This is a genomic window from Mesorhizobium sp. CNPSo 4689 (assembly GCF_057784325.1).
In genome coordinates this window covers 19,251-38,863 of the sequence record NZ_JBWLUZ010000020.1, presented here as the reverse complement: position 1 = coordinate 38,863, position 19,613 = coordinate 19,251, and the positions used below count along the sequence as shown (strand labels likewise).

General features: G+C 58.8%; 27 protein-coding genes and 1 pseudogene. 10 read left to right on the top strand and 18 right to left on the bottom strand.

The annotated features are described in order from the left end of the window. Positions 1 to 3 precede the first annotated feature (3 nt). The 7 genes and pseudogenes from AC04SI_RS22255 to AC04SI_RS22225 form a co-directional block, all read right to left on the bottom strand. The gene (locus AC04SI_RS22255) at positions 4 to 708 is read right to left on the bottom strand and encodes a cytochrome c oxidase subunit 3 (protein WP_404280695.1); all 705 of its coding nucleotides are present in this window, start codon (positions 706 to 708) and stop codon (positions 4 to 6) included. Then, positions 705 to 2,474: a cytochrome c oxidase subunit I gene (gene ctaD / locus AC04SI_RS22250; protein ID WP_404280697.1), complete on the bottom strand. Its 1,770-nt coding sequence runs from the start codon at positions 2,472 to 2,474 to the stop codon at positions 705 to 707. The genes AC04SI_RS22255 and ctaD overlap by 4 nt, the downstream gene beginning before the upstream one ends. A 20-nt stretch (positions 2,475 to 2,494) precedes the next feature. Then, the gene (coxB, locus tag AC04SI_RS22245; protein WP_404280698.1) at positions 2,495 to 3,379 is read right to left on the bottom strand and encodes a cytochrome c oxidase subunit II; all 885 of its coding nucleotides are present in this window, start codon (positions 3,377 to 3,379) and stop codon (positions 2,495 to 2,497) included. 141 nt (positions 3,380 to 3,520) lie between these two features. Continuing rightward, positions 3,521 to 3,829 (bottom strand): annotated as a pseudogene (gene radC / locus AC04SI_RS22240) (RadC family protein); the annotation flags it as partial. 71 nt (positions 3,830 to 3,900) lie between these two features. Further along, positions 3,901 to 5,118, bottom strand: coding sequence for an integrase (locus tag AC04SI_RS22235; protein WP_488474911.1), 1,218 nt, complete (start codon positions 5,116 to 5,118; stop codon positions 3,901 to 3,903). Next, a complete protein-coding gene (locus AC04SI_RS22230; RefSeq protein WP_488474910.1) occupies positions 5,115 to 5,372 on the bottom strand; it encodes a hypothetical protein in 258 nt (85 codons plus the stop codon). Before AC04SI_RS22230 ends, AC04SI_RS22235 begins: the two co-directional genes overlap by 4 nt. Positions 5,373 to 5,463: 91 nt before the next feature. Then, the gene (locus AC04SI_RS22225; RefSeq protein WP_488474909.1) at positions 5,464 to 5,712 is read right to left on the bottom strand and encodes a hypothetical protein; all 249 of its coding nucleotides are present in this window, start codon (positions 5,710 to 5,712) and stop codon (positions 5,464 to 5,466) included. A 41-nt stretch (positions 5,713 to 5,753) separates the two neighbouring features. Here AC04SI_RS22225 and AC04SI_RS22220 point away from each other — a divergent pair, with 41 nt between their 5' ends. The 4 genes from AC04SI_RS22220 (at position 5,754) to AC04SI_RS22205 (ending at position 7,570) form a co-directional block, all read left to right on the top strand. Beyond that, positions 5,754 to 6,029, top strand: coding sequence for a transcriptional regulator (locus AC04SI_RS22220; RefSeq protein WP_488474908.1), 276 nt, complete (start codon positions 5,754 to 5,756; stop codon positions 6,027 to 6,029). Positions 6,030 to 6,146: 117 nt separating this feature from the next. After that, positions 6,147 to 6,437 carry a hypothetical protein gene (locus AC04SI_RS22215; protein WP_488474907.1) on the top strand — a complete coding sequence of 97 codons (291 nt, stop codon included), beginning with the start codon at positions 6,147 to 6,149 and terminating at the stop codon, positions 6,435 to 6,437. A 255-nt stretch (positions 6,438 to 6,692) separates the two neighbouring features. Continuing rightward, complete coding sequence (locus AC04SI_RS22210) at positions 6,693 to 6,944, top strand: hypothetical protein (protein ID WP_488474906.1); 252 nt, start codon at positions 6,693 to 6,695, stop codon at positions 6,942 to 6,944. 320 nt (positions 6,945 to 7,264) lie between these two features. Beyond that, complete coding sequence (locus AC04SI_RS22205; protein ID WP_488474905.1) at positions 7,265 to 7,570, top strand: hypothetical protein; 306 nt, start codon at positions 7,265 to 7,267, stop codon at positions 7,568 to 7,570. A gap of 125 nt (positions 7,571 to 7,695) precedes the next feature. Here the strand turns inward: AC04SI_RS22205 and AC04SI_RS22200 are convergent, their stop codons facing one another. Then, positions 7,696 to 7,941: a hypothetical protein gene (locus tag AC04SI_RS22200; protein WP_488474904.1), complete on the bottom strand. Its 246-nt coding sequence runs from the start codon at positions 7,939 to 7,941 to the stop codon at positions 7,696 to 7,698. Positions 7,942 to 8,113: 172 nt separating this feature from the next. On the opposite strand from AC04SI_RS22200, the gene AC04SI_RS22195 reads away from it, so the two are divergent. Then, entirely contained in the window at positions 8,114 to 8,635 is a 522-nt protein-coding gene (locus tag AC04SI_RS22195; RefSeq protein WP_488474903.1) for a hypothetical protein, read from the top strand. Between the two features lie 625 nt (positions 8,636 to 9,260). Here AC04SI_RS22195 and AC04SI_RS22190 read toward each other — a convergent pair. Next, complete coding sequence (locus tag AC04SI_RS22190) at positions 9,261 to 9,440, bottom strand: hypothetical protein (RefSeq protein ID WP_488474902.1); 180 nt, start codon at positions 9,438 to 9,440, stop codon at positions 9,261 to 9,263. A gap of 308 nt (positions 9,441 to 9,748) precedes the next feature. Between AC04SI_RS22190 and AC04SI_RS22185 the strand changes: the two genes are divergently transcribed. Continuing rightward, positions 9,749 to 9,937, top strand: coding sequence for a DUF1059 domain-containing protein (locus AC04SI_RS22185; protein ID WP_488474901.1), 189 nt, complete (start codon positions 9,749 to 9,751; stop codon positions 9,935 to 9,937). Here the strand turns inward: AC04SI_RS22185 and AC04SI_RS22180 are convergent. Then, on the bottom strand, positions 9,927 to 10,577 hold the full coding sequence (locus tag AC04SI_RS22180) for a cation efflux transmembrane domain-containing protein (protein ID WP_488474900.1): 651 nt from the start codon (positions 10,575 to 10,577) through the stop codon (positions 9,927 to 9,929). The genes AC04SI_RS22185 and AC04SI_RS22180 overlap by 11 nt on opposite strands. 577 nt (positions 10,578 to 11,154) lie before the next feature. Between AC04SI_RS22180 and AC04SI_RS22175 the strand changes: the two genes are divergently transcribed. Continuing rightward, the gene (locus tag AC04SI_RS22175; protein WP_488474899.1) at positions 11,155 to 11,568 is read left to right on the top strand and encodes a hypothetical protein; all 414 of its coding nucleotides are present in this window, start codon (positions 11,155 to 11,157) and stop codon (positions 11,566 to 11,568) included. Positions 11,569 to 11,829: 261 nt separating this feature from the next. Here AC04SI_RS22175 and AC04SI_RS22170 read toward each other — a convergent pair whose 3' ends face one another. Further along, positions 11,830 to 12,519: a hypothetical protein gene (locus tag AC04SI_RS22170; protein ID WP_488474898.1), complete on the bottom strand. Its 690-nt coding sequence runs from the start codon at positions 12,517 to 12,519 to the stop codon at positions 11,830 to 11,832. Between the two features lie 176 nt (positions 12,520 to 12,695). On the opposite strand from AC04SI_RS22170, the gene AC04SI_RS22165 reads away from it, so the two are divergent. From AC04SI_RS22165 to AC04SI_RS22155, 3 genes are all read left to right on the top strand, one after another. Continuing rightward, on the top strand, positions 12,696 to 13,082 hold the full coding sequence (locus tag AC04SI_RS22165) for a hypothetical protein (protein WP_488474897.1): 387 nt from the start codon (positions 12,696 to 12,698) through the stop codon (positions 13,080 to 13,082). A gap of 198 nt (positions 13,083 to 13,280) precedes the next feature. Further along, positions 13,281 to 13,757: a hypothetical protein gene (locus tag AC04SI_RS22160; protein WP_488474896.1), complete on the top strand. Its 477-nt coding sequence runs from the start codon at positions 13,281 to 13,283 to the stop codon at positions 13,755 to 13,757. Next, complete coding sequence (locus tag AC04SI_RS22155; protein WP_488474895.1) at positions 13,754 to 14,803, top strand: serine/threonine-protein kinase; 1,050 nt, start codon at positions 13,754 to 13,756, stop codon at positions 14,801 to 14,803. The genes AC04SI_RS22160 and AC04SI_RS22155 overlap by 4 nt, the downstream gene beginning before the upstream one ends. 324 nt (positions 14,804 to 15,127) lie before the next feature. Here AC04SI_RS22155 and AC04SI_RS22150 read toward each other — a convergent pair whose 3' ends face one another. The 7 genes from AC04SI_RS22150 to AC04SI_RS22120 all read right to left on the bottom strand — a co-directional run bounded on the left by AC04SI_RS22150 (position 15,128) and on the right by AC04SI_RS22120 (position 19,045). Beyond that, positions 15,128 to 15,421, bottom strand: coding sequence for a hypothetical protein (locus tag AC04SI_RS22150; RefSeq protein WP_488474894.1), 294 nt, complete (start codon positions 15,419 to 15,421; stop codon positions 15,128 to 15,130). Continuing rightward, positions 15,421 to 15,756 (bottom strand): P27 family phage terminase small subunit, encoded by a 336-nt coding sequence (locus tag AC04SI_RS22145; RefSeq protein WP_488474893.1) that lies wholly within the window; start codon positions 15,754 to 15,756, stop codon positions 15,421 to 15,423. The genes AC04SI_RS22150 and AC04SI_RS22145 overlap by 1 nt, the downstream gene beginning before the upstream one ends. Positions 15,757 to 15,876: 120 nt before the next feature. Next, the gene (locus AC04SI_RS22140; RefSeq protein WP_488474892.1) at positions 15,877 to 16,347 is read right to left on the bottom strand and encodes an HK97 family phage prohead protease; all 471 of its coding nucleotides are present in this window, start codon (positions 16,345 to 16,347) and stop codon (positions 15,877 to 15,879) included. Beyond that, positions 16,334 to 16,546: a hypothetical protein gene (locus tag AC04SI_RS22135; protein WP_488474891.1), complete on the bottom strand. Its 213-nt coding sequence runs from the start codon at positions 16,544 to 16,546 to the stop codon at positions 16,334 to 16,336. Before AC04SI_RS22135 ends, AC04SI_RS22140 begins: the two co-directional genes overlap by 14 nt. After that, complete coding sequence (locus AC04SI_RS22130) at positions 16,543 to 17,184, bottom strand: hypothetical protein (RefSeq protein WP_488474890.1); 642 nt, start codon at positions 17,182 to 17,184, stop codon at positions 16,543 to 16,545. The genes AC04SI_RS22135 and AC04SI_RS22130 overlap by 4 nt, the downstream gene beginning before the upstream one ends. Before the next feature lie 12 nt (positions 17,185 to 17,196). Further along, a complete protein-coding gene (locus tag AC04SI_RS22125) occupies positions 17,197 to 17,745 on the bottom strand; it encodes a hypothetical protein (protein ID WP_488474889.1) in 549 nt (182 codons plus the stop codon). Positions 17,746 to 17,974: 229 nt separating this feature from the next. Then, entirely contained in the window at positions 17,975 to 19,045 is a 1,071-nt protein-coding gene (locus AC04SI_RS22120) for a hypothetical protein (RefSeq protein ID WP_488474888.1), read from the bottom strand. Positions 19,046 to 19,613: the final 568 nt, after the last annotated feature.

Genomic DNA, 19,613 nt, shown 5'->3' with positions numbered 1-19,613 from the left:
CCCTTAGGTCAGCAATTGTCGGCAAATGTCGATGAACGTGGCGGCCCAGCCGGCCAGCAGCGCGAAGATGGCGAGCCAGACGAAAAGCAGGAAATGCCAGTACATGGCGCACAGTTCGACGCCGAGGCGCAGCCGCTCCGGCCGGGCTCCGTTCCAGGCGCCCGCGGTCGTTCTACCGAGACCGACCAGCCCTCCCAGTATATGCAGGCCATGCATGCCGGTTATCAGGTAGAAAAAGCTGTTGGCCGGATTGGAGCTCAGCAGATAGCCGTCGGTGCTCAGTTCCCGCCATGCCACGAGCTGCCCGACAAGGAAGGCGAGCGCCGTGATCCCGGCGGTGACGAGGCCGAGCTTGACCGTGTCCAGTTGACCTCTGCGGGCCGCGACCGAGGCGCATTGCAGCGCGACGCTGCTGAGCACCAGCACGCCGGTGTTGAGCCAGAGCAGGCGCGGCAGCGGCAGCGGCTGCCAGTCCGACAGCGCCATGCGCATGAAGTAGGCGCTGGTGAACAGTGCAAACAGACAGCCGACAACGGCGAGGAAGACACCGAGGCCGATCTTTGCCGTCGGCAGCGCCGAGCGGTCGAGGGCGACAAAATCCCCGGCCATGCTTTGCTCCAGCCATGGCTTCGACATCAGCCTTTGATGGGAAAGCCACCATCCGACAAAGCCGACGACCACGAGCAGGAAGACCAGGATGACGCTCATGCCGGCTCCTTGGAGGTGCCGAAGGAGCCCGGCACGTTCTGCGGAATGAAATCCTCTTTGGCGCCCGGCACACTGTAATCATAGGCCCAGCGATAGACGATCGGCAGGTCCTTGCCGAAATTGCCGTGGACCGGCGGTGTTTCGGATGTCTGCCATTCCAGCGTCGTTGCGCGCCAGGGATTGCCGCCGGCCTCGCGGCCATGGCGGATGCTCCAGATCAGGTTGAACAGGAACACCAACTGAGCAAAGCCGACGATAAAGGCCATGATGCTGATGAACGAGTTCAGGTGGTGGGCCGATTCCGTCATTATCGTCATGTCGGTCAGTTCGGCGTAGCGCCGTGGCAGGCCCACCAGGCCAAGATAGTGCATGGGGAAGAAAATCAGATAAGCGCCGAGGAACGTGACCCAGAAATGGAACTGGCCGAGCGCCTCGTTCAGCATCCGACCGGTGACCTTCGGGTACCAGTGGTAGATCGCGCCGAAAATCACGAGGATCGGGGCGACGCCCATGACCATATGGAAATGGGCGACGACAAACATCGTGTCCGACAATGGAACGTCGACGACGACGTTGCCGAGAAACAGGCCGGTCAACCCGCCATTGACGAAGGTGACGATGAAGGCCAGGGCAAAGAGCATCGGTATGGTGAGATGGATGTCGCCGCGCCACAGTGTCAGCACCCAATTGTAGACCTTGATGGCGGTCGGCACGGCGATGATCAATGTCGTGGTGGCGAAGAAGAACCCGAAATAAGGGTGCATGCCGCTGACATACATGTGGTGCGCCCAGACCACGAAGCTCAGCGCGCCGATGCCGACGATCGCCCAGACCATCATCCGGTAGCCGAAGATGTTCTTGCGCGCATGGGTACTGATCAGGTCGGACACTATGCCGAAGGCCGGCAGTGCAACGATGTAGACCTCGGGGTGACCGAAGAACCAGAACAGATGCTGGAACAGGATCGGGCTGCCGCCGCTATGCTGCAGCTGTTCGCCCATCTCGACGATCGCCGGCATGAAGAAGGAGGTGCCGAGCGCACGGTCGAACAACATCATCACGCAGGCGACGAACAGCGCCGGGAAGGCGAGCAGCGCCATGACGGTGGCGGTGAAGATGCCCCAGACCGTCAGTGGCAGGCGCATCAGCGTCATGCCGCGCGTGCGGGCCTGCAGCACCGTCACGACATAGTTCAGGCCGCCCATGGTGAAGCCGATGATGAACAGGATCAGCGAGACCAGCATCAGGATGATGCCCCAGTCCTGGCCGCCTGGCGTGCCGGTCATGATGGCTTGCGGCGGGTAAAGCGTCCAGCCGGCACCCGTCGGTCCGCCCGGCGCAAAGAAACTCGATACCAGAACCAGAACGGCGAGCAGGTAAATCCAGTAGCTCAGCATGTTGACATAGGGAAAAACCATGTCGCGAGCGCCGACCATCAGCGGGATCAGGTAATTGCCGAAGCCGCCCAGGAAGAGCGCCGTGAGCAGGTAGATCACCATGATCATGCCGTGCATGGTGATGAACTGGTAATAGGCTTCCGGGGTGATGAAGTCGAAGGTGCCGGGGAAGCCAAGCTGCAGCCGCATCAGCCACGACAGCACCAGCGCCACCATGCCGATTGCCGTCGCTGTCGCCGAATACTGGATGGCGATGACCTTGGCGTCCTGTGAGAAAACGTACTTCGTCCACCAGCTGTGCGGGTGGTAAAGCTCCATTTCCCCGACTTCGGCAGGCGGGACTGCATCTGCAGGCGTGATATCGACCATAGGAACACCTCCGTGTCCTTTCAGCGGGCCTCGACCGTTTCGAGCTTTGCCGAAATCTTCGAACCCGGCGCGACGGTTCCTGCCGGCGCCGGATCTGCCGATCCTGTCTGCTGGGGCGCCGACAATTGCGCGAAAGTCTGCTGCTCGCCGAGCCAGGCGACATAATCTTCCTGCGTATCGACCATGACTACGCCATTCATCAAAGGATGCCCTTGGCCGCAAAGCTCGGCGCACAGGACCTGGAAGGTTCCAGTCCTGGTCGGGGTGAACCAGAAATAGGTGACCGAGCCGGGGATCATGTCCATCTTGGCGCGGAATTCCGGTACGTAGAAATCATGCAGCACATCGATCGAGCGCAACAGCATCTTGACAGGCTTGCCGACCGGCAGGTGCAGATCGGCCGCCTCGACCACGACATCATCCTGGCCATTGGGATCGCTGGCGATGACGCCGAGCGGATTTTCAGCGCTGACGTTGCTGGTGTCGGATGTGCCGAGCTTGCCGTCCTTGCCGGGCAGGCGGAAGCTCCACTGCCATTGCTGACCGACGACTTCGACCTCGGTCGCGTCGCTAGGAACGTTAACGAAACGGCTCCAGACGAACAGGCCGGGGACGAGCAGGGCCGTCACCCCGACCGCGGTGACGATCGTCAGCCACGATTCGAGCCGCTTGTTCTCGGGCTCGTAAGCTGCGCGGTTGCCTTCCCGATGACGGAAGCGGAACACGCAATAGGCCATGAATAGAACGACGGCGGCGAAGACGACGCCGGTGATCCAGAAAGTTATGATGATGGTGTGGTCGATGTAGTCCCAGTTCGAGGCAATCGGCGTCCACCACCATGGGCTCAGCAAGTGGAACAAGACTGAGCCCACAACGACTAAAACGAGTACAAGCGCTACGGCCATGTCCCGTTCCTCCCGGCATTCCAGGGGCGCGAAGCCGTCCGGGGAAATGCCACGGGCATCATAGCTTGATTTGCGATCGAAATTCTAGAGCCGGTTGTGGATGAGGCGAAAATGTCGACTTTGCCGCGTCCAGTCTCGGGATCAAATCAGCAGCAGGCCCTTCATCGAGGCGTTGCCTTTCTTGCCGATGATGATGTGGTCGTGGACGGCGATGCCGAGCGGTTTGGCGGTGTCGATGATCAGCTTGGTCATCTCGATGTCGGCGCGCGACGGCGTCGGGTCGCCCGACGGGTGGTTGTGCACCAGGATGATGGCGCTGGCCGAGAGTTCCAGTGCTCGCTTGACCACCTCGCGCGGATAGACCGGCGTGTGGTCGACGGTGCCGATCTGTTGCACCTCGTCGGCGATCAGCACGTTCTTCTTGTCGAGGAAGAGGATGCGGATGTGTTTCCCCCTATCAGTTTGTAATTAATAATCAATGGCTTGCGGGAGACGTCCCTCAAACGTCCCCCGCGCGTCCCTTACGGCGTGTTCTTGTTCCGTTTATCCATGCGCAACTGCGCGACACGGTTGGTCTGTTCGAGTGTGCCGCGGTTGTACCGAGCACTGGTCTGACGGTTCAAATGTCCCGCAGATTTCATGACGTCGGTTTCCGTTGCGCCGAGATCGTAAGCCTCGGTAATGGCGCCAGCACGCGCGTCCATATTCCAAACATTCTTCGGCAGGCCAGCCTTGTCCGCTATTTTGCGCCACCGTTCGGTGAACTTGCGATGCTTGTATGGCTCGCCGGTCGTCTCAGCCAGGATCATTGGGCCGACGCGCTTCTCTAGCGGCACGCGGGCGATTTCTTCCAATGCCATAGGATGAAGTTTGAGGTCATGCTCTACGGCAAAGCCGGTCTTCGTGTGCGTTTTGCGCAGGACCATATCGGCTCCGATGTCCGACCAGACCATTCCGTTGGCCCATCGTGTGTCACGATGCAGTATTCCGCCTGTGGCGTCCTGCACCGGCTCCCATTCACCGATTACGTCCTTCTGACGCATGGTCAGTTCGAACTGCAAGACAGTAGCCAACGCGATTGATGGCCAGCCCTCAGCGTGAGCCGTCTGGCGTACTGCCTCGACGTGTTCTGCGGTCATCACGGACTTGCGCGCTGGCGGGGTGGAGAAACGGATCTTGGATAGGATCGTGTCTGCCCGAAAGCAGTCATCATAGCCAAGCGTGACGCCGTAGCTAACGAGTTGTCGAACCGAGTCCATACAGTGCTTTGCGCGCCACGGTCGGGCAGTGGGATTTGGTTCCTTCTCGGTTGGCGCCTTTGGTTCGCCCCATTGGCGGTGCCAGCGCTTGAAATCGGGTCCAAGTAGTTTGCCTACATGTCGGGTGCCGACGGTGCTCTCGATGATGACGAGGCATTTGGTGACGTTCTCGCGGCTATTCCACTTCATCGAACGATAGGGGGAATCCTCGTTGGCCTGGAAAAGACGTGACAGACTCGTCAACGAGCCATCAAAGCTTGGGGCTGCGTGCCCATCGCGGGTCGCCCACTCAAGCATCTGAGCTTGGAGAAGGTGGCAGCGGGCAGACAGGTGCTCCCGACCCTCTAGGGTTTCAGGGTAATGGAGGCGAATGCTCGACGGTCGAAATCCGCGCCTTGCGAGATCGCCACGGGCTTCCCAATATTCGCGTACTGTGCCGTCTTTGTTGCGCTTTCGCTTCAGGCCAGGGAAGTCACTCACGACCAGTTCTCCACGCCGTCAACGGATGTCGGAAGGTTAGATTGGTGCAGCCCGTGGCGTCTGTCTAGAAAAGCGCGGACGGCTGGCCAATAGCGATAACCCGTGATGGGGTCGACGCGGGGCAAGCCCTCACGCTCCCATACCGCCGCAATGGCTGCCCACTGGATCTTAGATTGGGGACCGAGCACGCGCTGCGCGATAGTCGCCTCGGAAAGATACAGTGGTGAATTATCGTTAGCAGCGGTGCGGCTCATCCTGATCTCCTCAGCGCACGCGTGAACGCCCAGCGGGCGGTAGAAAAGAACCCCGCCGGAGCGGGGTTTGTCGTTTGCGATGCGGGAAGCGTTAGGCGTTCCAGAGCTTGTCCTCGGCTAGCGCCATAGCCTCAACTTCTTCGTCAGCCACAGGAACCAACGCGTCGCCCATAATCATTATGTCCCAATCGTCTCGCAGGCGACGGATTCCGTAAATCTCACATCCCTTGCTCGTGACCGTTCTGAGGAGCACCATTGATAGGTGCGGGTGATCCTTGTGAGAAACAATCTGCCCGATTGCGAATTTTCCCGCTTCCGCATTAACTGTTGCCTGATTCACGTCCCAAACCCCTGTTGATTGTTTGTAGCGATTCCGCTACAATGTACCAACATTACGCCTCGCTCCATGAACGTCAAGTGAAATCACAAATGCATCCAGTTCAATGCAAAATGGCTCGAGCAGCTATCGGCTGGGGTGTGCGTGAATTAGCCAAGTCGGCTGGCGTGGCTACTAATACGATCACGCGTTTCGAGCGCGGCGAGGAGCTATTGCCACGGACACTTGATGCTATCCGCGCCGCCCTCGAGGCGGCCGGCGTCATCTTCCTCGCTGAGGGCGAGACGATCAGCGGCGGGCCAGGCGTGAGGCTGCGGTGAATGACGACCGCCACGCGGTATCTGGCGACGTCGACGAGGCGGCATCTGCGCTTTGACGAAGGCGATTGACTCCCCTCCCGCCCACGCGCCTGATAAAGGTTTTAGGGGGAGCGACAGATGTATAAGAATGCGGAAGACTGGTATGAGCGCTTTAAGGCTGCCGGTGGCCGCGGGCGCGTTGACATCGAGAAGATATGGTTCAGCGAAAGCGGACTTTTGGCGCCCCAAGCAAAAGCTCTCATCGAGGAATTGACGGGGCCGGACAATGTACAGAAGCGACTCGAAGTCGTCGCATACATTCAGGCGCGCCACGCCGGTTTCGTTTGGTTGGGCCGATTTCTAGATCAGGACGACCTCACACCACGAGGCCAGCAAGCGGCGCCTGCCACGACGGAGGCGCCGGAGTGAGGCTGCGGAAGACCGCGGATGGCGGAGAGGTCGGAAATGGCTAACCGGCTTTGGACCTTCTGCAGGTAGAAGGCGCGCCCCAGTTACCAAGCCAGAACGCGCCGTGACAGCGAAGCGTCGCAATCGGTTCTGCCGAAAACCAGCACGCCCGATCCAGCATGCCAGTTTGCAGGATAGATCGTTTATCCCCTAGCAAGCAACTCGACTTCCTCTAGCCCTCAGCGCATTGTTTGCGACGGGAACGGGGAGGGGAATATGGGGATACTAATTGCAATCGTCGGAGTGCTGGAAATCTTGGCCGGAATCTCATTTTTCGGAGCTGCCACGTCGGCAATCCATGAAATCCTGGCAACCGCAGCTTTCGGCTTCGGTACTGTGACCTTCGCACTTGGGATTATCGTCGGGAAGCTTGGCGATCTGTCGCGTGTCACTGCCACAGATGGCGGAAGGCAGGTCGATATGAGCAAGTGGTCAAAAGCGGATCGCGAGCGGCATACGCAACAATGATGCGACGGTGATCTCTCTGCATCGCCGCGATCACCGCCTCAATGCTTGCCGGCGCGGTCTGGCGCTACAGGCAGCGCGACATAATCGGAATGGCCGCTTGCCTGCTCGTGGCCGACATGGGCGCCTACTTGTTGTTTTGCTGAAATGGCCCGCTGCCGGGGAAGGCAGCGGGCCTGGCTCAAGGCTTGGCCGGAGAGGGTATGGGGCACAAGGGCATCCGGCCAACATTTCCAACGAAGGATGCTATTCTTTGTTCCCGCGCCTTTCGCATATATTAGCAATCTCTTGACTAAGGCTTCGCTCGCTCCAGAATCGTCCGCATGGCGACGGGAAAAATTGGCATTGGAGATCTGGTGGCGGTCACAGCCACCGTGCGAAGGCGGGTCGATGAGGACACCGTTAGCGTCTCGATTCCCTCCTACGATTTCCCACACTCGATCCGTGATTCTTCAAAGGTCAAGCGCGGCCAGCAGATCGAGCTTACCGGCGAAGTCACGCGGGTTGACGAGGATAGCGTCACGATCGCCCTGGGACCGCTGGTGACGGTCGCCATCGATAAGGTGCGGCTGGTCGAGAAATATCGGCCGCCGACACGCAAGAAGACTCTGCGGGACATGGTAGATTAGCCTTGCCATAGGAAGCCCGCGCCACGGAGGGACCGATAAGCGCGGGCCCGCTGATGTTTGCCCACCAGCCGTGCGACGGAGCCAAGCAGCGGCATCCGAAGCATCAAATCAACTATCCGAGACGGCTAATGTTCCGTCGGGGTGGACCGCACCGGCCCTGTCCCATTCCACCGGATGAACGGCGCATCCTTACCGGTGATCTGCACTATCGATTTCAATAGCGCCTCATGCGCCGCTCGGAGCGCTCGGTAGTGATCGCTCGTAGGCGATAGAAGCGGCAGCACGATGCTCTTATGCAGTCGTTCTGCTTCCGCGAGATAGCGCTCGATTTCAACCCGTGAAAGCTGCTTTGAAAGTTTGGTCCTGGCCATGGTAGCGATCTCCGTTGAAGGGGTCGCCGCAACGGAGGATTATATTCCTCGTCTGGATCTCGATGGCAAGGGCTATTCGGACAGCCAGACTACAATCGCTTAGAGGATCGTCCAGGTATGGCTTTCCGCTTAGTTGTCGCCATACTGATCGGCGGCTTTGGAGGGACGGCCCATGCTCAGTTCACCCTTTCGTTATGAATCCGACTTCACCGATGATGAGTACCGAGTACTCGGCAGGCTTATGATGCGCTGGTCGCACACAGAACACATAATCGGGAACTGCCTAAAGGTTATCATGCGCTTGTCTGACGACGAAGCCATTCTCCTGGTTTTCCCCTTATCGACCGATAAGCGCATCAATTTCTTACGGCAGCTTTCAAAACTCAATCCGATGCCGGCGGACGCCGAACTGGCTTTTCAGGAGTTCTGTTGGGCTTGGAATAAACTTCAGCAAATACGCAACATGGTTGCACATGGGATAGCCGATAACAAAACCGGATCCATTAGCTTCCATTCGCGCAAGCTGAACAAAAACTGGAGCAAATCCGACGTTCTTTCGTCGGAGGAGTTGACCAATTTTGCCGCTCACGCAGTCCTATCATTTAGATTTGCACTTGGTCTGAAAGGGCAGCCCGGCGAGCGCCATCCATTGCCAAATAGACCTTCCTTGCCATCGTTTCTGGACGCACTCTGACTTCAATTCGTTGATCCTGCATGCCGCGCCATCATGGCGAGCAGCCGCGAAATCTACTGCGCCGCAGATGGCCACTACTTTGGGCAAGTTAGGGTTTCAGACGAAAACCCCACCAACGCACTTTCAGCACTCGGCATAAGGGAGAGCACCAGCGGCCTTGGCAAGGTCAGGTACTTCGACGTCCAATCCAGCCCGCGGCGCGTGAAGATGCGCACGCACCGCAGCGCAGATAGAAGCGGGATTGGCCACTGACTTTACTCGTTACAAACGGCGCGCCGTGAATGGCCCGCGCCCATTTGGCAGTGCGGGCGCGAGCCGACCAAGGTGCATCCCTTAGCCGGCAGCCGGGAAGTGAGGGCGACCTAGCTGCCGTAGGTTAACAGGCCGTATCGGAGGAAGTTCCGAGCGCAAACGAAAAAACCGCCGGCTATTTGTAAAAAAAGGCGCCGGCTTACCGGAAGGTTTTAGAGGCTCGGCCAGCCGGCGCCGCCACTGAGCCCCGCCGGTCAGGCCCGGCGCCATGGCCCACCCGGCTCGGTTGCCGGGCCGCTGCGACCTAGCGCAGCTTGTCAGGCGTCACGGCGTTATTACTGATCTTGATGGCGGCTGCGTGATGGCCGGGGCTTTACGTCCAGAGACGCGTTTCAAGCCCGAGCCGAGCCTGTTCGCTATGAGCGAAGGCTTTGGCATCTGTCCGGGAACGGAAGCCCTTGATGCTTACCGCGCCGTCCTCGACGACGCGCACATAGTACCTATTTCCAAGTTCCTCGATCTCGACCGAAGTCTTCCACGGCTGCGTGTTCATCAAATTTGCCCCCTGGTGCAGAAAACGTCATCACCGGGGAAAATGTTCTAACCCGCCCGCTGTTGCAAGGGTGGCGGGCCTTTACGCTTTTGATCTAGCTCGGCTTCCTGTTAATCCAGCCGACTGGGGAAACAGACCTGTGCAGCCGCCAACGGCTGGGAAAGCGGTCTTTCACGACATGTTCACTATATTAGTGCGCGCTCATGAAGCGCAGGTATACTCACGGTTGCGGGTCAGTTTGAAATCCCGTTGACAAAACTCGCGTTCGCTCGCTCTCCTATAGCGTTCTCTAATATACGGAGGCAGCGATGCCATACACGTATCGATGCAGGGATTATCCGGGGAATGAGAGCTGTCCGGCGAGCTTCACTGCGGAGACTGCTTCGGAGGTCATGAAGCATGTGGAGCTTCACGGCGAGGTCGCCCACGGCGAAGACCCCAAGCAATGGTCGCAAGAGGATCGGGCCCAAGTCCAGAAGCTGATTGTCACCAGCTAGGCGCGCTTCTTATGGCGCGAGACGTATTCAATTCACCAAGCGATTGCCTGATGACGGCAACGGCCCCTTGAAGCGCCAGCGCGGCCATGATCCCTGCGACAGCGATGTCAGGCCAGCCGGAGCCGGTTCCAAAGACACCAGCGGCGGCAAGCAGGACGGCAAGGTTGCCGAGAACATCGTTGCGGGTGCAAATCCACGCGGAACGCATGTTCGCGTCACCGCCTCGATATGCCCAAAGCAGGCCGAATGAAGCGGCATTGGCTAGCAAGGCGGCAAGGCCAATCGTGCCCATGGTGAAAGCGCCGGGCAACGTGCCGTGAGCCGTATTCCAGATCGCAATGCCGATGACCCAGGCTGCGAACAGCCCCATCGTTGCGCCTTTGACCAGCGCAGCGGACGCCCGATAGCGAAGCGCCATGCCGACCACAAAGAGGCTGATTGCGTAGTTGCCGGCGTCACCAAGGAAGTCTAGCGCATCGGCCTGTAGCGAGACAGAGCCGGCTGCTACGCCCGCGCCGATCTCGATTGCGAACATTGCGGCATTAATCGCCAAGACAAGCCAGAGCGCCCGCCTGTAGCCTGCATAAACCTTTTGCTCCTCGGCTTCGTTATGATGATGTCCGCAACACGCTGCGCCCATGGGACTTGTTCCCTGCTTTCTGCTTAAGCATATAGGGGTTTGGGCCGATATGCGAAATGCGTATTGCATTCCGTTCCACCAGAGCCCCGCCAGCGAGCGTTTCCGCTGGCCGCTCTTATCAGGCGCAAAAAGCCCGCGCCAAGGAGCTCAATGGCGCGGGCCGGCCGATGTTCAACCACCAGCCTATGCCCCAGACGCCTTTGCTGCCGCCGGCATCCGGAGCAGGATTCAACCAGTAGAACCCGCTAATGTTCCATAGAGACAAAGCTAACGTCTAGGCAGGCGCCAGGACACGTTCTTGCTGGCCGCTGCCGAAGCGCCCCGCGCGGCCTGGCGATATCCGTGCGATGAACCCTTGACTGTCCGCACGGGTTAGATACTTTTTGCTGCGTGCCTTGAGAGAACCGGCGCCGGGCACCTTAGATCAGCCGCGTGATAACCGACGATGGGGGAGCCCTTACGTCGTAGACAACGAGCAGCACGGCTGCCCAACACAACTCCTTGAACATCAACTGGCTCGCGGACCGCTCATGCACCTCTGCTGTGGGCGTGCGGTTCCAAACGATATGGAGAAGTCATGCAGGTTCAGCGGGAAATGCAAAGACAGAACGGATACTGGTGGGCGATCAGCCTGCACCCAGAAGACGACGGCCAGCCCGAAGTCATCGATGTACAAGGCAAAGAGGCGTCACGTATGTGCGACGACTGGCCCTACCATATCGGCGAATTCGACATGCTCCAGCATGTTGATACCAGCGGCTGGCCGCAGAGGGGGAAGCTAACGGAAAACGAATTGCTCGATCCGGATTATGCGGTCGATCCGGCCACTGTCCACGAAGGCTATTGGTGGGCTATCCACTCGGAAGATTTCCAGCCTCTAATCGTCCGTGTCGGAAAGGATGCTGTTGTCTATCGGCTCGACGGTGAGGACCGGCTCAACGACTTCGAATTCCTAATGCCAATCGACACAAGCGGCTGGCCGAAAGAATAAGGAAATGCGAAAAGCAGTAGCCGGCCTAATTGTCCTGATCGTTGTTTCGATTGGCGCGCTGATCGCGACGTCGAGCGGCGTTCTCTATCATGAGGAGAAGAGCCCAACGGGCGCATCCACCTGCCACTATTTCATGGGGATAGGGACATACACGACGCCAAGTTATTCCGTGGATGGCTGCCCGCGATTTATCATCGTTGATCGGTAGGGCGGTTCAGAGCGGCGCGAACGACGCCAGCGCCAGGACGACGCCAGAGGCGTTCAATGGAACGATATCGCTGCGACGACTTCAAAGCCTGCCGTCGATGTGGCCTGCACGTTGTAAGTGCTTGTCGGACCAACGCCGGAAATGTGTCCGCAGCCATTGCGCATGTTGGCCAGGGTGCCGCTTGACTGGCCTTCCGCGTCCAACGTCACGCCGGTGAATGACATAGCGCCCGTGGACGGCTCAACACCGCCCGCCGCAGCAACGACGCAACCGGCAGATGCAACCGTCAAAGTGCTGATGGTCGGATCGTTGCCAGTCGCGGTCTTGATGTCGTCGTGGGTGTTCGCCGTGTAACCGGTGATCGTGTAGACATCCATCACCGAGCGGGAGTGCGCAGCAGACCAATCGACGGCGATCGTGATATTGCCGCCCGTCGATATCTCTCGATAGGCGATGCCGGTCTGCGTGCCTTCGTTCACGCCATCATTGATGCCTGCCTGGCCAGCGAGCGTGCCATTTGTGCCATCGATGCTGACGGAGACGATCGTTCGCTGCGCGGCAGCAGCCCGCACGCTGTGGGCACAAACGACGACGATCTTATTGCCCGCCGCTCCGACGTTGACGACTTCGGTTTGAGGATCGACGCCGCCGCCGGTGACGCCACCATCCAAGCGCCCGATGAAGGTGACGGTCGGCCCGGTTGGCGGTGGCGGCGCGAAGCGACCAGATTGAACAATCATCATGGTGTGAGTGCCTTTCAGCGTTCAAAAAATTGCGATGGAAAGGGGGATTTAGGCGGCGTCCGCGATATCCCGGCCGAGGCGATTTGTGGGGGATCCTTAAAAGCCCCTCGCGGGGCGGTTGTGGATATCAGTCTGGGCCTATTGCCTATCGTGCCGGCAGGCGCACTCTCGCCGCCATGGTGGCGGAGCTTGTTGAACTGGCGTTGTTAGAGCAGTCATTTGACGAACACGACGGCATGCATCGACCGTTCCACGATCGCGTGACTGACGCCGCGGAGAAAACCGAAGGCTCGGTTCTGTTCGATGTCCGGGTCGACGGCGATATCTACGTTCAGCGGATGGCTGCGATTGGATTTGGCGAAACCGGCACGGCGGTGATCGTGATGGACAAAAGCGGGCAGCTTAGATGCGCATCGACAAACGGAGACACCGTCCCTTTGGTAGCTGCGTTGGCTGCCTGGGATGCGTCTCCGCTGCGTGAGCAAGCGAAGGTCGATCACAGCGAAACGGCTGCGATCCTACTAGCGAAACTTCGCGAAACGGGTCAACTCGCCCGTCACTAGCCGCGGTGCGTAAGGCATGCGGCTGCGATCCGGTCGCGGCAGTGCAAGTTATTCATAAGTAATCAATCCCTTTCGGATTAGACGGTGACTCTTACACGCGACCGTGTTGTTGGGCTTGCTAATCGCCGCGTGTGCGGAATAATTGGGAATCAACCCGATAGCGAGTATCGGGAAAAGCAAAACAGGGGCGGGGTTCGGATGTCAGAGCGCTGGTTAGGCGTCACCGTTGGTGGCGACAAAGTCACCATGGTCGATGTACAGGTGGCCGACGACCATGAACTTCCCTTGACGATCCATGCCGACGTTACCGTGAGACTTCCGAAAGGTAGTCGCCCGACTGGTTATGCGTCGGTGGCCCAAGAGATCTCAGACTACGCGCGAGAGAAGGGCATAGCTCGCGCGGTGGTGAAGGGAAGCGCGGTGAGCCAGCAAGGTAGGCCAACACTGGCCCATCTTGAGGCCGCAGAATTGAGAGGCGTTGTGCTGTCCGCTTTGTCTGGCGTGTGCGAGACTGAGACTGTTGCTAAGGCAAGTATCAGCCGGACTTTCGGCGATCGGAAGGCCGATGAATATATTGCTGATGGTGTCTTTTGGGATGAACACTTCCAAGGAAACGAGCTAAGGGCTGGAAGCCGAGAAGCAGCCTTCTGCATCCTGGCAAAGTGCAGAAAATGACTGATCTGCGCTCCACCTTGGTAATTGAAGGTGAAATCGGGCACGGACATTTCGGCCGCGTCCACCTCGGGCACGACGGAATCCGAGAGCAGTTGGCCGTTAAGGTTCTTCAGCAACTGCCGAACGAAACTCCGGATAAATGGAACAAGCGCAAAGAAGGCTTACTTCGTGAAGGAGCAAGCCTTGAGAAGGCGCGGCACGCTAACGTTGTCGAGGTATACTACCTAACCGAAGCGAAGGATGCTGATGCGGTCCACTTGGTCATGGAGCACTGCGAAGGCGGCTCGCTTGAATCTGGTTACCAAGCCGGCCCGATGGACTCTGATCGCGTCCTCAAGATCGCTCGCGAAATTTGCCTTGGGCTCGCATCCTTACACGACCGCGGCATGATCCACAGAGACATCAAGCCGGGAAATATTCTCCTTGGTAAGCGCAACGTCGCTAAGTTGGGTGACTTTGGATTCGTGACCGACGAAATCGTCGAAGGCTATGCGGCTGGCGGCGGATATCGGGACCATCTGGCACCGGAATTCTATTCCGACCGAGTATCGAGCGTGAGGACGGATTTATGGGCCGTAGGCGTCACCCTGTACCGGTTACTTCATGGCCACCCGTGGTACTCACGTAGTCCCGCACCGCGCACCGTAGTGCCAGATGGTGGGTACGCCAGCCGATTGAAGTGGTTGCCTCACGTCGGGAAAGGTTGGCGTCGATTGATTAGGTCGTTGCTCAACGACGATCCTCACTCACGACCGGAGAACGCTCGGGCGGTCCTTCGGGCGCTCTCACAGATCGAAAAAACTGGTTGGTCGTGCACGATTGGCAACACAACCAGTTGGGCCAAACGGGCCACCGATCGCCGGATCGAAGTCATCATCGAACGGCATTCCGAACGGTTGTGGTCTTGGAGCGCTATCAGCTATCCGATAGGAGATGGCAGAAAGCGGACGCTCTCATCAAATTCTGGTATCGGACCTGGTCAGGCAGAAAAAGAACTTCGCCGGTTTTTCGAAGACGACGCTGAAAAGTCTGGCGGAAGAACATAATCGCCGTCAGCGGTCAAGAGAAACGAAGCCCCGATCGAAAGCGCGTTGCGAGCCGCCTGTCTGCGTTCCCCGCTGCACGACTTACAGTACGGCGGCGGGTCGAAGTCTGCAGTTGTCACCTTCCCAAGGCTGCGTCCGCATTTATGGCAACGGCATCGCCTGAAAACTTGGCTGAGCATAGAATCATCCCCTTAAGCAGAGGAACATATCAAGAACCCCTTACCAGTCAATTAAGTCCTTTTTCGTGCTACTGCTAGCTTATCCCCAACCGCTGTGCCGCCTCGCCGATCTAGCGTAAGGGCGCAATCTCCGTGTCGGTTCTTCCTAGCGCGACCCGGCACGACGGCGCCTCACTTCAGGAGGACCGAATTCCCGTTCCGCCCATATCGGACGTTCTGGTGGTCGGAAACCGATGTGGAATTCCGCCATGAAGTCGAGTACGTCATGGCCGATGCGGCGCCAGGTTTCCTCTGCAAGTTCGCGCGGGACATGATGGCGGTCTTCAACAATGCCAGCCTGGACTAACTCCTCAAAATAATCGGCGCCGCTCATGAAATACATAAGCCATGCTTTGGCCTCGTCTGGGCGGGCTCTCGCAGCTTTTCGTCTGATTGGCATCAGGCGCGACTCCCATAATCACGGGTGCGCGGAGCGCGCGGAGCATCCGTAGTGTCCAGATCTAGACCTAGTTCACGCACCCCGCGCATGAACGCAACGCGCGCGTCACGCTCGATGGCGACTGCGGGGTGTGCCTTCTTAGTTCCGAAGCGGTCTGTGATGACGATGCCGTCCGCTTTGAGAATCATGCGTGCTTCCTCGCCGCGGTCGTGCGCTTCGGCTGCCTTAACAAGTATCTTGAAATGGTAGGTCTCGAGATCGAAGTCTGCGATAATTCCGGCTACCCATTTGCGCGTTGCCGCGTCCAGGTGGGCCGGAATCTTGTGTTCCGACATGGTGTTTCTCGCTGTTTGAATGGAAAACCAGAACGATTCGGGGCAAGCCGCATGCCCACAGTGGGGGCACGGCGGTACGGGCTAAAGTCGATCGGCGCGAGTCGATGACCCCTCCGGGGGTCATACCGCCTGCTTCATCCTGCTTAGGATGCCGATCGTTGTTTGATGCGCGCCGCGGTCAACGATTGAAACCTCTAGGAGGCGAGCTGCCGTTACGATGCGGAGCGGGATATCGCCTGTTCTATCCCATTGCTCACCCGTTGCCTTGAATGAGATCGACCACGCCCTCAGCGAGCCATGCCGGGCGGCAAGGAGAAGGTCGTCGCCGTCCGGTACGCCTTCTGTGTCGACTTCAACCCAAAGCCCTGTGTCCGTGGCGCTGAGACGGAATGCATCGCCAAGCCTAGTTAGGCTCCGGCTGCGATCATGGTTCTTGCAGAGCGGTAGGTCTGCTGGCCACGTTAGAGAGCCTTGATGAAACACCTCATCGAAGCAAGACCGCACTGCAGATGGCACGCCCCACTGAAGCGCATAGCCACATACGGTGCGGCTGCCTGGCAATGGCGGCCTGCCGCTTTCAGTGAACCACACGCTTGGCCAACTCCGCCGCCAACTTGGCCCTTGTCTTGGCTGCAGGTGATTTGCTGCGGCGCTCCTTAAGTATCTTGGCCACGGCCAAAGGATCCGCAGGCAGCATTTCGGTGCGACCGTTCACCTTCGTGGCGCGCAGTTCTTTGTCGCTCGTGGTCTCGCGCCCGCGTACCGCTTTCTCGATCGTCAGTTTGGTCATTTGAGATCCTTTGGAATTATAGCTTTATCGATGAGTCCTGCGTCTGCGGCGTCCGCCAGCCAAGCTCCAACTCGGTTTGTCGGGTCTTTGGGCGCGCCAAGCATCCTCGCCGGAGCGGGTGGCAGTAGGCCGGTCCAAACGATGTCTCCTGCGTCAAGCGCCGACGTAATCTCATAGAGCGCCGCATTGGCGCCATGCGCCTGAATCAGCGCGTCAGCCAGTTTGCGGACGCGTGCTAGGTATTCATCCTTGGCGCTGGCGCAGATGACTTTGGATGCCTCATGCCGCGCACGCTGTAGGCGCTCCGTGGCAATGGCGAGGGCCTGCCTAGTGTCGTGTCGGATGGCATTGATCTCTGTAAGTCGGGCGCGGAGGCCTTCCGAAAGCGGATCGGGTGTTTCGTCGGCTGCGTCCCCCAATAGGTCGGCGACGCGAGCATTGATGGCCTGGTGCGGTGTAGCAGCAGCGCGAGTCGAGAGCCGAGTCAGTAATTCGGATTCTTCGTTGTCGAGTTTGGCACTCGATGAACGCAAACTCGCGCACAGTTCGGCCAGCTTTTCGTAGTTGGGATCGGCCTCCCGGAGGCTGAAGGACAAGCTCGCCACCTGCTGAGCTTTGGGCTTCTTGAAAATTTCCATAAATGGTTCCTTTTAAAATCGAACAGCGCGTTCGAGGCGCTGATATCTGTCGACGGTGCGGCGCCTGCCGAGGCGAACAGGTGGTGCGTTGGCGATAGCAATTGCGAATTCGGTGAAAAGGCCGGCGCTTAAAGTGGCGGTTCGTTCGAATGCGGGCCGAGGCCTCGCGATTGGGGACGCGTAGGTATCCACGTGGACACCATGATCGCTGGCCCTGTAAGTCAGCACCGCCCCCGGCGAACTCAGGTCTAGACGAAGTTCGAGAAGATCGTCGGGTTTGGCGACGAATTCGGCCAAGGTGTCGCAGAGCGACCTGCCGCCCTGTGACGGTTTCATGTCGGCAACGACCGATACGAAAGTCGGGTCGGACGTCGCGGGGCTACCGAGCATGACGGAGAGCAGCACAAGAGCGACGTCGTGGCTCGTTGCCTGGCTTGGGACGCCCTGGGTGGCTGGAAGTAGTTCCCTGCCTCGCAGCCTATCCGCATGCCAACGCGTAGTGCCGTCGGGGATACGCATTACTGCGTCGGTAATAGCGCAGAGTTGTTTGGCCGTAGCCATCGGTTCTCCTCCAAGAAAATGTGGAAAGTTGGCTCAATAAAAACGCTACCCCGCCAGCCAGCCTTTCGAGCGGCGGCGGGGTCGATCGACGCACTGCCGGCAGCGGCGATGCGGATTTGGAATGGGTTGCCGGCGCGCTGGCGACGCAATCCGGCGAGCGCCGACCTGGGGGACGGCGCTAACTAATGTTTCTAATAAGATACATTTTTCCGTCAGCCTAGACTGGATACTAAGCGGCCAGTTTTTGCGGTATTTTGTTGTTATCGTTGTCGGCACCCGGCTTATGTTGCAATTCGGCGACTGTGATAAGCATATCCAGCGCACGGTCGATAATGGTTGCTCCGTATTTCTGCGCGCTCGATTCTGTGAACCCTCGTGCGATTCCGATATCCTTTGCCGTGGCGTCGGTAATGGCCAAGTCAAGAATAGCCGCCATTGCGCCCAACGAGGCGCGCACGCGGCTTTCTTCGGCCATGCGTGCCAGTTCCCGCGCGGCGTTCGATTTCGCGTTCCACGCCCCCGTCTCAGAACCATGCGCATCGTTACGGCAGTGAGTGACGCCGCCCGTCCACTGCTTGCCGCCGACAAGCCCCGGTTGGAACATGGTGGTAGGTGGCAATGCTCCCTTCGTGTCGATGGTGTTTTTGATTGCAGCGGCAAGCACTGCTCTCGCATCTTCGACGCCGGGAAGCGGGTCGTAGTACGTGCCGTTTCCTCCCGCACCTTCAGATGAGACTGGCACGCGCTCAAGTCCAACTGCATCACCGGGAAGCGGTGTCGCGTTGGGCAGGCGTAGGTATCGCCAGACATTCGCATTGGTACGCTTAGGCGCCAGTTTGCTTCCCTGCGACTGTGCGGGTCGCTCGATCGGCTTTAGCGGCTCGCCCTTGGCGGTCCTGCCCCATTCAACAAGTTCGTTGCCATTGAATCGCAGATCGCCAAACTTGATGTGAGCCGCGACTGGAGGGTTCTGCAGCACGACTTCCGGTTTGGCTTCGCTCGGCTCGTAGATCCGGACCCTCTTGCCCGTATGGTGCCAACGCTCCTTGCCCGTTACCTGCCACCCTATGGCTCCGAGGAGGGCAGGCTCTGTCGGTCGGATTTCCATGCCTTCTTCGGTGTTCGTTTCGTCCTCGCCAACCGTGCCGCCAAGCATACCGGCAGGCTGTGTTAGGTCTCGCCAGTACTGCAGCGCCTTAACCCGATACAGCTTGCCGGAATGGACCAGCCGTTCAAACGTCGGCCAAGCGAGCACAGGTGCCGGTTCGCGTGCGTAGGACGCGCCATCAATATTGATCATGTTGGGAAGTTCCCCAGGTTAAAGAAACCGGCCGCCGGGCCGGTAAGTGCCGAACCGCAAAGTGCGGGACCGGTAATTGCGCTGGAACCATCTCCCTATTGCTAGGGTTGTCTCGATTGAAGGGAGGACCACATGCTTAGATTCTTACTCGGCCTCGGCGCGCTCTATGCGGTATTCCAAATTGGCAGGGAATACGGCCGTACAGAGGCGGAAGTCATGCTGTTGCCGCCGCCAGTTGACTATGAGAGACGTCCTCCGAAAAGAACCGAGGCTGAGCCGTCCTGACGTTATCATTCGCAGGCCTAAGGTCCGGACGGATTCGATAGAATTCAGGCCAACTAAGCGTACGGATTTGCACCGTCTCGGCGCCAACGGCGATAGTTCGGGATATTGTCATCTGGTGTCTTTGGGGAAGGGCGCCTCGGGCGCGGGTTCCGGCGAGGCCGGTCGTCATCATCGCCAAAGCGGCGAAGGTCTTTCACAACTCAACCTATAGGCGTTTTCGCCTTGCTTGTCAAGATTTTGAGATGGTGATAAGCGATTACTCTATATATGGTGGCTTCTCTAT